This window comes from Burkholderia sp. KCJ3K979 (assembly GCF_016759955.1).
GTDB lineage: Bacteria > Pseudomonadota > Gammaproteobacteria > Burkholderiales > Burkholderiaceae > Burkholderia > Burkholderia orbicola.
Genome location: NZ_JACFYV010000220.1, coordinates 1 through 10914 on the forward strand (window position 1 = coordinate 1; position 10914 = coordinate 10914).

Below are 10914 nucleotides of genomic sequence, written 5' to 3' on the forward strand. Positions count from 1 at the left end.
CGTGCGCGGCCTGCGTCGTGCCGCCCGATGCGTCGGCGACCATGTAGATCTCGTAGTCGCCTTCGAGCATCGCGCACAGCGCGAACGTCGTATTGCAGACCTCGGTCCACAGGCCCGACACGACCACCTTCTTGCGGCCGTTCGCGGCGAGCGCGTCGCGCACCTTCTGGTCGTCCCACGAGTTCATCGACGTGCGTTCGAGCGTCTTCTGGTTCGGGAACACGTCGAGCAGCTCGGGATAGGTGTGGCCCGAGAAGCTGTCGCTTTCGACCGTCGTGATCGTGGTCGGGATGTTGAAGACCTTCGCGGCCTTCGCGAGCCCGACGACGTTGTTCTTCAGCGTCTGCCGATCGATCGACTGCACGCCGAACGCCATCTGCGGCTGCTGGTCGATGAAGATCAGCTGGCTGTTCTGCGGCGTCAGTACTTCGAGTTTCGGGTTGCTCATGGCGCAAGGTGTCCTGTGAACGAAAAAAGGGGGGGCCTGCCTCGACCGTGAAAACGGGAGGAGCCTGAAATGCGTCGGCGCCGGATCGTCATCCGGGCCGAAATATTTAAGCCGCAAACGCGCGGCGCGAACACCCAAGGAATGGAATCGATCCGATTCCTGAACGAATGCCCGTCCGGGGCCGCCCGCCCTTTTTTTCTTCACGCAAACCCGCTACGCTTTCAAGACTCTGACGGCGCCGTTCCGGCGCCGCTCGGCCATCACGAGGCGCACCACCATGAAACCGTATGTCTTGTCGCTGCTCGCCGGCATCCTCGCCGGCGTGATCTACGGCGCGATCGGCGTGAATTCGCCCGCACCGCCGATCATCGCGCTCGTCGGCCTGCTCGGCATGCTGGCCGGCGAACAGATCCTGCCCGTCGCGCGCCGGATGCTGTCCGGCCATCGGCTGAACACCGCATGGCGCGACGCGCAGTGCAGCCAGCACATGTTCGGCGCGCTGCCGGGCGGCGCCGCGAACGACCGCAAGCCTTCTTGATCCACCCCATCGCCGCCTGCCGCGCATGACCAACGTCGAGCTGTTCCATTACCTGTTGCTGTTGATCTGCGGCGCGGGCGCCCTCACCTGGCTCGCCGAGCGCGTGTCGATTCCGCCGGCCGTCGTGCTGCTGCTCGGCGGCTGCGTGGTCGCCGTCGCCGGCAAGCGCGTGCCCGACATGGACCCGGCGCTGCTGCTCGCGGCCGTGCTGCCGCCGCTGTTGATGTCGAGCGGGTTCTACACCGCCTGGAAGGAATTCCGGCAGGAGCTCGCATCGATCGCGTCGCTCGCGCTCGGGGCCGTGGCGTTCACGACCATCGCGGTCGCGCTCGCCGTGCATGCGGCGAATCCCGCGCTGCCGTGGGCCGCGTGCTTCACGCTCGGCGCGATCGTGTCGCCGCCCGACGCGGTCGCCGCGAAGGCGATCCTGCAGCGCCACCCGCTGCCCGCGCGGCTCGTCGCGGTGCTCGAGGGCGAAAGCCTCGTCAACGATGCGTCGGGCCTGCTGCTGTACCAGATGGCCGTATCGGCCGCGCTCGCCGCCACGATCACGACCGCGAGTGCGACCGGCCTGTTCTTCTCGCTCACGCTGATCGGCATCGCGGTCGGCCTCGCGTGCGGCCATGCGATGTGCTGGGTGCTGCAGCGCCTGCGCGAACCGATGCTCGGCATCGTCGTGACGTTCGCGATGGCATGGGGCAGCTACGGGATCGCGGAAGCCGTCGACGGCTCGGGCGTGCTGTCGGTCGTCACCTGCGGCCTCGTGCTCGGCGTGCGCCAGCATCGCGTGTTCGGCGCCGACATGCGGATCAAGGCGAAGGCGACGTGGGAAGCGATCGTGTTCGTGCTCGACGCGCTCGTGTTCATCCTGATCGGCCTCGCGCTGCACGCGATTCTCGCGGGCGTGAACCACGAAGGTGCGGTGCTGATGGCCGGCCTGCGGGTCGCGCTGCCGGCGACGGCCGCCGCGATCGGCGCGCGCGTGGTGTGGGTATTCGTCGCGATGTGGCTTCCGGGCCGCCTGCGCGCGCGGCGCGCGGGCCACGCGGCGTGGTCGTGGCGCGAAGCCGTCGTACTCGGCTGGTCGGGCATGCGCGGCGTCGTGAGCCTCGCGGCCGCGATCGCGCTGCCGGCCAACTTTCCCGGCCGCGACCTGATCCTGTTCAGCACGTTCCTGCTGATCATCGCGACGCTCGTCGTGCAAGGCGGCACGCTCGCGCCGCTGATCCGCGTGCTGAAGCTGCGCCCGGCCGCGCGCCGCACGATGTCCGAACATGCGGTGCGTGCGCACACGTTCGGCGCGGCGCTCGCCGAGCTCGATGCGCGCGAGCAGCGCGGCGCCGGCCTCGAACGCGCGTCGCTCGACCGACTGCTGACCGAATACCGGAGCCGCGTCGCGTTCAACGAGCACGCACATCGCGACGGCGCGGAGCCCGCGGACGTGCGCGCGCGGATGCTGCGCGTCGAGCTCGAGCTGGTCGGCGTGTCGCGCGACGCGTTGCTCGACCTGCATCGCGACGGCCGGGTCGACGACGCGGTGCTGCACCGCATAGAATCCGAGCTGGATTTCGAGGAGCTGCGGCTGCAACGCCTGCTCGAACCGTAACGTTCGGCCTCCCCGGCCCGTCCCCTTTCCCACCTGGAACCACAATGAGCGAACTGTCCGTCGAAGCGAGCATCGGCCCGGTCGATTATCTCGTCCACTTCACCGATGGCGTCCACCAGTGGCGCGCCGACGAACCTGCGGCGCTCGGCGGCGGCGATGCGGCGCCGACGCCCGTCGCGCTGCTGCTGTCGAGCCTCGGCGCATGCACCGCGATCACGCTGAAGATGTATGCGCAACGAAAAGGCTGGCCGCTCGACGAAGTGCACGTGAAGCTCGCGCACGAATCGGGCAGCGCGGGCAGCACGATCGTGCGCCGCATCGCGCTCGACGGCGACCTGACCGACGAGCAGCGCGAACGCCTGCTGCAGATCGCGAATGCGTGCCCGGTGCACAAGATCCTCACGCATCCGATCACGATCGACACGGCGATCGCCTGAGCATTTCCCGCCACCGTCACCGCCACCGTCACGAGATTCCCGTCATGTCCGCCTCGATCAAGACCCTGCTCACGCCGCGCGAAAGCGACATCGGCAACCTCGTCGTGCGCCGCGTGCTGCCCGCGCGCGCCGCGCGCCTCGTCGGCCCGTTCATCTTCTTCGACGAGATGGGGCCGGCCGTGTTGCCGGCCGGGCGCGGCATCGACGTGCTGCCGCACCCGCACATCGGGCTCGCGACCGTCACCTACCTGTTCGACGGCTCGCTGATGCATCACGACAGCCTCGGCTTCCGGCAGAAGATCGTGCCGGGCGACGTGAACTGGATGACGGCCGGCCGCGGCATCGTGCATTCGGAGCGCTCGCCCGACGAGGATCGCCCGCGCGAGCAGCCGGTGCACGGCATCCAGACCTGGGTCGCGCTGCCGGTCGAGCATGAAGACACGACGCCCGCGTTCGTTCACCATGCGGCCGACACGCTGCCGTCGTTCACGCGCGACGGCGTGACCGTGCGCGTGATCGCGGGCACCGCGTTCGGGCTCGTGTCGCCGGTCGCCGTGTTCTCGCCGACGCTCTATGCGGTTGCGGAATTCGCGGCAGGCGGCACGTTGGCGCTCGATGCCGAACATGAGGAACGCGGCGTGTATCTCGTCGACGGCGACCTCAGCGTCGACGGCACGTCGCTCGCCCCCGCGACGATGGCCGTGCTCGAACCGGGCGCGAGCGTTGCACTGGCGAGTACGAACGGCGCGCGCGTGATGCTGCTCGGCGGTGCGCACCTGCCGGGCGAGCGGTTCATCGAATGGAATTTCGTATCGAGCGAGCGCGCGAAGATCGATGCGGCGCGTGCCGCATGGGCCGATCAGTCGTTCGGCAAGGTGCCGGGCGAAGAAAGCGAATGGACGCGCCAGCCAGCACGCAAGGCATAACGCAACGCGCAACGGGCGACCGAGGCCGCCCGGCGATGCAGGCTCAGCACGGCACGCGGCCCACGACTCCGCCACCCGACTGCGTACACCAGCGCTGTTCCTGCTGAGGCTGGCCCTGCGCTTGCGGCGGCGAGTACGGCACGGCCCTCGCCATGGCAAGCGCCTTGGCCAACTCCTTGGCCTCGACCTGCCGCTGTTGCTCGATCGACGCACGCTGCGCGTCGTCCGCCTGCTTCGTCAGCGCAACCAGCCTCGCATACCGGGAATCCCGCACGTCCTGGAATGGCGGCAGCGGCGGCGGCATCGGCACGGCAGGCGCGGTGCCGCGGTAGCGGGGGATCGACATCTTCGAGGTCTTCCCCCAGATCGCCGCCTCGCCGATATCCCACATCGCCACCCGCATCTCGATCGCGTGTTCATAGCCGCGATCGACCTCGGCCGTCGTGGGCGTGCCCGTCGGCGCGGGAAGCGGCTGCAGGGACAGCGGCAGCGGCTGCAGCGCCGGATGGACGAGCCGCACCCAGTTCACGGCAGCCACCGAGTACTGATACAGGACGCGCTGGTAAGCGTCGAGTATTCTGGCGCGACTGTCGGGCGTGGAGGCCTGGGCGTTCGACACCAGCGCGATGAACGACGTCAGCGTCTGGGTATAGCGGGCGCCTTCTTCCTTCTGCGCCGCCACGCGTTCCGGCTGCGGACCGGACGAGGCGGTCAACATCCCCGCGCACCCCGACAGTGCGGCGACCGCGGTCACGCACACCGCTACCGTTCGGCACACGATCCGAATGTGATACGACATGGCAGCACCCGACCGACACAAGACAAACACAATGAATCCGCGATGACCGCCGGATCGCCGGACGGCCCAGACGACGGCGCCGGTCATTGGGCGGACCGTCCGACCTTTACATTCAAGAGAACGGGCCACCCTGGCGCGGCTGCCCCTTGCGGTTGCACACCGGCGGGTTCGTCATGCCGAAAGACAGCAGATTGCCGCCATTGATCGTGCACGCGAACTCCTTGCCGTCCCTGGCCTTCAGGTTGACGTAGGTATTCGTCCCTTCGGTGCGGCGGTTGACGATGACGAGTTCATCGGGCGAGTACCCCAGCGTGCCGGCGGTACTGGACTTGATCTTGTCGTCGGTCAGCATGTTGGTGCTGCCGGCGATACCCGCGCAGCCGGAAACCAGCAAAACCGTCAGCCCCACGAGAAAAGCGCTTGCCGAACGCATAGACCCTCCGTTATTTGACTTTTATCGCCCATTTGCCGAATAAAACATACGCACGGCTCGCGCGGCTATTCGACGGAATAGCCTGACACGTGCGCCAAGTGGACTGCGCCAAATGATATAGACCGGTCTAGTTTCGTGTCAACCATGCTCAATAAAACCCGGTATCCGGGCCGGCCGCGGTGCCTTCAGGCCTTCAATCCCATCAGCTTCGCGAGCGTCGGCCAGCGATCGAGCGACGCGTCGAACGCGCGGCGCGCCTGTTCGTCGACGTAGCGCTCGGGATCGAGCGCGGGCAGATGCCGCGCGAGGCCGATCACGTCGTTCGGTTGCGACAGGCGATCGTCGTCGCCTTCGCCAGCTATCGTCACTGTTCGTCGATCCATACACCGTCCGGCGTTTTCACCGCGTAACCCGCGGCCGTCTGCATCGTCACCGTGCCCTCGTTCTCGCCGATCATCCGCGTGCGCGGCAAATCGGCCGCGTATTGCGCGAGCGTCGCACCGGGCTTGAACGGGCTGTTCGACACGAGATTCGACAGCAACTGCGCGAGCGCGAGGAAGCTGGTCGGCTGCTCGATCACGGTCGTCGCGCCGTGGTTGCCGGCGAAGCCGACGAGCCGCACGCCGACCGGCCCGTGCACGATGCGCGGCGTCGGAATCTCGCGCAGCCCCGCGATCTGGTTCTTGTCGCCGCGCAATGCGGCGCCGTGCTCGGGCACGAACACGATCACCGCGCGGCGGCCCGATTGCGCGATCAGGTCGGCGAGACGGTCGAAGTCGGTCATCATTTTCGTCGCGCGCTGCGGATACGAGTCGATGCTCGTCAGCGCGCTGCCGACCACGCGGTTGCCGTCGTGCAGGCTGATCGTGTTGTAGTACAGCGCGACCGGCCCCGGCACCGACGCGCGCTGCGCGTACCAGTTCGCGAGCGTCGCATAGTCGTCCTTGATCGCCGAGCCGTCGAACGCGTGCATCGCGACCGGCGCGGCCGCGTTCGAGATCATCGGCGCATCGGCCACGCCGATGTTGTCGTGGATCACCTGCAGGAAATTGTCGAAATGGCCGTCATGGTTCAGCAACGACTGGACCGTGTAGCCGGCGCCCGCCAGTTGCGAGAACAGGTGGCACTGCTGCGGTGCGGGCTTGTACAGGTCCGCATGCGCCTCCTGCCCGCAGCTCGCGCGCAGCACGCGGATCGCGGCCGGCCCGCTGTAGCTCGCGGCCGTGCTGAAGTTCGTGAACAGATAGTCGAAGTGGCTCAGCATCGGGTGATTGCGCACCTTCGCCGCATCGAGGTCGTCCCACGACAGCGAACAGATGTGCAGCACGATCACGTCGAACTGCGCGGCCGGATCGCTGCCGAGATGGCCGAACGCGACCTGCCGCTGCGACTCCTGCGCGCGGAACGTCGCGAGCGCCGCGTTGTGATCCTCGGGCTGGTCGACGCGCGTGGCGCCCGCCACGTTCGCCTGCGGCTGGGCCGGCGCGACGACGCGCGCCATCAGCCCGCTGCCGGCCTGCCACAGCGGCATCACCACCAGCACGGCCACCACGAACGTCGCGACGCGCAGCCAGCGATTGACGATGAAATAGACGATCAGCACGCCGACGATCGTCAGCGCCAGCACCGGCGGCAACAGGCGCGGCAGCAGTTCCATCCAGTAGTCGAGGCGGAACGTGCTGACTTCGCGCGCGGCCTCCGCGAGACGGGCGAGCGACGGCGCATGCAGCTCGCGCGCGAGCAACGGCACCGCGATCGCGACCGCCACGATCTGCCGGACGATGCGCCATGCGCGCGACCGGACCGGCGCACTCGCCACGAGCGCCACCGCGAATGCGAGGTTCGCGAGCCAGAACGGCTGCAGGCGCCCGGTCGCGAACAGCGCGAACTTCAGGATGAAATACAGATTCCAGAACGTCATCTAACCCACTCCATGATGCGCACCGCGTCAGTCGCGCGCGCGATCGAGTTTCGGCGCGAGCATCGCCTGCACGCCGCGCGCCGCGCCCTTCCACATTCGTACATAGCCGTCCAGCCCGATCCGCAGCACTTCCTTGAGCCCGCCGAGCGGCGTGTCGGGCCGCGCGCCTTCGTGCCAGTCGAGCCACGCATCCGCGCGGCCGAACGTGCATTGCACGAGCTGACGTTCCTGTTCGAGCGTCAGTTCCTCGAAGCTGACGCCGACATGAGTCGGCGTCACCCGCGTCACGCGCACCGGGAACGGGAACGCCCGGTCGCCGCGCGTCACGCACACCGTCAACGTGTCGCCGGCGGCGAGCGGCAGCCCCGGCACCGCCTCGAGCCCGAGGCCGCCGGTCGAGTAGTCGCTCGTGAAGCATGCGGCGGTCGAGCCGTCGGCGAGCAGCAGCATCGCCGGCACGCGCATCGCGATCCGGTGCGTGACGCGCACCTGCTTCGTCTCGCGCGCGACCGCCAGCGCCGCGCCGAGCATCGCGAGGTTGTACACGGTCCAGCCGAGCGTGATCAGGATGGTCGACGCCTCGTCGCCCTGGTCGGCCACGAGCCGCCACAGGCCGGCGACGATCGCGAGCACGTTCAGCGCGAACAGCACCAGATACGGCTTCGACGTCGACCAGTCGACGTAGCCTTCGTCGATCTTGCCGCCCTTGTCGGTCACGTTGAACTTGCCGTGCTTCGGGCTGAAGAACGCGACGGTGGTCGGCAGCGCGATGTACCACGCGAGCACCGATTCGTAGACCTCGGCCCAGAACGAATGCCGGTAGCGCCCCTGCATCCGCGAGTTCGCGACGTTCGCGAGCACCAGATACGGGATCACGTAGCTCGCGAGCGCGAGCGACGACGCGTTGATGAAGTACAGGTGGAAGAACAGGTACGCGAGCGGAATCGTCAGGAAGATCAGCCGCGGAATCCCGTAGAAGAAATGCAGCATCGCGTTGCCGTAGCAGATCCGCTGGATGAAGCCGAGCCCGCGCCCGAGGAACGGGTTGTCGATGCGGAAGATCTGCGCCATCCCGCGCGCCCAGCGCGTGCGCTGCTTCACGTGGCCCGCGAGGCTTTCGGTCGCGAGGCCGGCCGCCTGCACGGTCGGCAGGTACGCCGACGTATAGCCGCGCCGATGCAGCTTGAGCGCCGTGTGCGCGTCCTCGGTCACGGTCTCGACCGCGACACCGCCGACCTCCTCCAGCGCACTGCGCTTGAGCACCGCGCACGAACCGCAGAAGAACGTCGCGTTCCACAGGTCGTTGCCCGACTGCACGAGGCCGTAGAACAGGTTGCCCTCGTTCGGGATCTCCCGGAATGTGCCGAGGTTGCGCTCGAACGGATCGGGCGAGAAGAAATGGTGCGGCGTCTGCACCAGCGCGCACTTCGGGTCGCGCAGGAACACGCCCATCGTCGTCTGCAGGAACGAGCGCGTCGGCACGTGATCGCAGTCGAAGATCGCGATGTACTCGCCGTGCGTCTTCGGCAGCGCGCGGTTGATGTTGCCGGCCTTCGCGTGGCGGTTGTCGTCGCGCGTCAGGTAGTCGATGCCGGCCTCGGCCGCGAATGCCGCGAACTCGGGGCGGCGGCCGTCGTCGAGCAGGTACACGCGCAGCTTCGCGCTCGGCCAGTCGATGCTCTGGGCGGCGAACACGGTCGGCTTCACGACCGACAGCGGCTCGTTGTAGGTCGGGATATAGACGTCGACGGTCGGCCAGGTGTCCGGATCGTCGGGCAGCGGCACGATCGGCCGGTCGAGCGGCCACGCGGTCTGCACGAAGCCGAGCAGCAGGATCATCCACGTATAGGCTTCGGCGCCGTACAGCAGGTAGCCGGCGACGGCTTCGACCGGGCTGCGGAAGTCGAGCGTCTGGGTCGTGCGCCACCACACGTAACGCACCGTCGCGAGCAGCGCGAGCGACGCGAGCGCGAGGGTCGGCAGATGGCCCGGCAGGCGGCGCAGCGCGAGCGCGAGCACCGCGACCATCGCGAAGAACGCGAACTGCGCGCCGGGCATCAGCGGCGACATCCCGGCCGCGGCCCACAGCATCGCGCCGGCCACGAGCAGCAGCGGCGTGAGCCAGCGGCGCCGGCCGACGCCGTTCGCGCGCGCATCGAGCCAGCTGCCCCAGCGCACCCACGGCAAACGCTCGAGCATCGCGTTGATGCGCCGGCCGACCGCGCGCCCGGCCACGTAGACGGGCACCACGAACGTATCGAACCACGCGAGCGGATCGCGCGCGGGCCGGCCGTCGGCCCCGCGCGGCGCGCGCACGATCGCGCGCCACAGCCATTCGCGCACGCTGAGCGGCTGCAGCACGCCCCAGTCGTGCGCGAGCCGCAGGAACGCGACGCGCACCCAAAGGCGCACGTGATCGGGCCGGCCGGGCGGCGGTGCGTGGAAGAACAGCCGCACGAGCCAGTCGACCCGCGTGCGTTGCGCCGGCAGCCCGATGCCGCGCGCGCACCAGTCGGCCGCGCGACGGCCGAACGCACGCAGTCGCGCCCCGAGCGCGGCGTTCATCGCATGGCTCCGGCGCGGCCGGCAACGGCCGCCGTCAGCCACGTGTCGACCCAGTTCGCGACGCCGTTCAGGTCGTGCGACGCCTGCGAATACGGCGCGTCGTCGAAGATCCAGCTGCCGCGTGCGAGCGCTTCGGGCACGGCCGCGTCGACGTGGATGCGCTGTTCGAGCATCGACGCCGGCCCCGCGACCGCGCGCAGCATCGCCAGCGCGTCGCGCTGCATGTCACGCGCCGGATTCAGCCGGTTCACGACGATCTGCAGTTCGCCGCCGCCGGCCCGCAGCGCGCCGAGCCGCGCGGCCGTGGTCGCGCACGCGACCGGCTCCGGCGGCACGACGACGAGCGTCAGGTCAGCGCACCGGATCGCCTGTTCGGCCTGCGGCGACGGATAGCGCGCGGTGTCGACCAGCACGACGCCGTCGGCCGGCAACGCGATTTCGTCGAGCGCCCGCGACAGCCAGGCCGGATCGGCCACGAGCCGCGCATCGCACGCGGCGGCGCCGGCCGCATCGACTTGCCCGTACGGCACGAACAGCACGCCGTCGGCGTTGCGCCACGTATGCGCGTGCCACGGTTCGGGGCCGCCCAGCAAGCTGTGCGCCAGACCGTGCTCGGCCAGCGTATCGAGGCCGAGCGTCGCGCCCATCAGGTTCTGGGCATCGAATTCGACGGCCACGACCGGCCGGCCGCGGCGCGCGAGCAGCACCGCGAGCGCGGCGGCGAGCGTCGTGCGGCCCGCGCCGCCCGTCGTCGACGTGAGGGCGATCGTCTTCATCGTGCCGCCTTGCTGTCGCGAGTGCCGGCTTCGGCGCCGCCGACGCCCGGCAGCAGACGGCCGCGCAACGCGACCGGCACGAGCTCGCACGGTACCGCGTCGCGCCGGTCGATGCCGCGCGGCGCATGGAAGCCGCGGCCGATGCCGAGGTGCTGCGCGACGATCCACACCGGTACCGCAATCACGATACCGACGACGAAGCCGATGACGAGTTCCGCGATCATGCGTCCTCCTGCTTGCGCAACGGCATCGCGCTGCGGACGGCGCCGCGCGCCCGCGCGGCGGAAATGACGGGGTCCGGCGACGACGCGTCGACGGCGATGGGCACGGACGCCTGCGGCACGCCGATCGCGTCGAGCGCGACGACGGTATCGATCGCGTCGATCGCGTCGCTCACCTCGCCCGCATCGGGCAATGCCGCGCCGGGTTCGACGGGCGCGGCCGCTGCGCGTGCGGCGCCCGCCG

General features: G+C 69.2%; 12 protein-coding genes and 1 pseudogene. 4 read left to right on the plus strand and 9 right to left on the minus strand.

Features of this window, described 5'->3' with window-relative positions:
• The coding region (locus H3O04_RS29775) for an isochorismatase family protein (protein WP_202589033.1) at positions 1-448 on the minus strand (448 nt) is incomplete at its 3' end.
• Positions 449-725: 277 nt separating this feature from the next.
• Here H3O04_RS29775 and H3O04_RS29780 point away from each other — a divergent pair.
• The 4 genes from H3O04_RS29780 to H3O04_RS29795 are packed head-to-tail and all read left to right on the plus strand — an operon-like array spanning position 726 to position 3955.
• Positions 726-986: a XapX domain-containing protein gene (locus tag H3O04_RS29780; protein ID WP_202589034.1), complete on the plus strand. Its 261-nt coding sequence runs from the start codon at positions 726-728 to the stop codon at positions 984-986.
• Positions 987-1011: 25 nt separating this feature from the next.
• Positions 1012-2592 carry a cation:proton antiporter gene (locus tag H3O04_RS29785; RefSeq protein ID WP_202589035.1) on the plus strand — a complete coding sequence of 527 codons (1581 nt, stop codon included), beginning with the start codon at positions 1012-1014 and terminating at the stop codon, positions 2590-2592.
• A 44-nt stretch (positions 2593-2636) separates the two neighbouring features.
• Positions 2637-3029, plus strand: coding sequence for an OsmC family protein (locus H3O04_RS29790; protein ID WP_124477478.1), 393 nt, complete (start codon positions 2637-2639; stop codon positions 3027-3029).
• A gap of 44 nt (positions 3030-3073) precedes the next feature.
• Positions 3074-3955 carry a pirin family protein gene (locus H3O04_RS29795; protein WP_185920873.1) on the plus strand — a complete coding sequence of 294 codons (882 nt, stop codon included), beginning with the start codon at positions 3074-3076 and terminating at the stop codon, positions 3953-3955.
• 43 nt (positions 3956-3998) lie between these two features.
• Here H3O04_RS29795 and H3O04_RS29800 read toward each other — a convergent pair whose 3' ends face one another.
• From H3O04_RS29800 to H3O04_RS29835, 8 genes and pseudogenes are all read right to left on the minus strand, one after another.
• Complete coding sequence (locus H3O04_RS29800; protein ID WP_202589036.1) at positions 3999-4754, minus strand: hypothetical protein; 756 nt, start codon at positions 4752-4754, stop codon at positions 3999-4001.
• 112 nt (positions 4755-4866) lie between these two features.
• The gene (locus tag H3O04_RS29805) at positions 4867-5187 is read right to left on the minus strand and encodes a hypothetical protein (protein ID WP_124477481.1); all 321 of its coding nucleotides are present in this window, start codon (positions 5185-5187) and stop codon (positions 4867-4869) included.
• Between the two features lie 185 nt (positions 5188-5372).
• On the minus strand, positions 5373-5570 hold the full coding sequence (locus H3O04_RS29810) for a hypothetical protein (protein ID WP_011694257.1): 198 nt from the start codon (positions 5568-5570) through the stop codon (positions 5373-5375).
• Entirely contained in the window at positions 5552-7108 is a 1557-nt protein-coding gene (gene bcsG / locus H3O04_RS29815; RefSeq protein ID WP_124477482.1) for a cellulose biosynthesis protein BcsG, read from the minus strand. Before bcsG ends, H3O04_RS29810 begins: the two co-directional genes overlap by 19 nt.
• 27 nt (positions 7109-7135) lie before the next feature.
• Positions 7136-9673: a UDP-forming cellulose synthase catalytic subunit gene (gene bcsA / locus H3O04_RS29820; RefSeq protein WP_202589037.1), complete on the minus strand. Its 2538-nt coding sequence runs from the start codon at positions 9671-9673 to the stop codon at positions 7136-7138.
• On the minus strand, positions 9670-10449 hold the full coding sequence (gene bcsQ / locus H3O04_RS29825; protein ID WP_185920872.1) for a cellulose biosynthesis protein BcsQ: 780 nt from the start codon (positions 10447-10449) through the stop codon (positions 9670-9672). The genes bcsA and bcsQ overlap by 4 nt, the downstream gene beginning before the upstream one ends.
• On the minus strand, positions 10446-10673 hold the full coding sequence (locus H3O04_RS29830; protein WP_124477485.1) for a hypothetical protein: 228 nt from the start codon (positions 10671-10673) through the stop codon (positions 10446-10448). Before H3O04_RS29830 ends, bcsQ begins: the two co-directional genes overlap by 4 nt.
• A pseudogene (locus tag H3O04_RS29835) lies at positions 10670-10914 on the minus strand (cellulose biosynthesis protein BcsE); the annotation flags it as partial. The gene H3O04_RS29830 and the pseudogene H3O04_RS29835, both read right to left, overlap by 4 nt.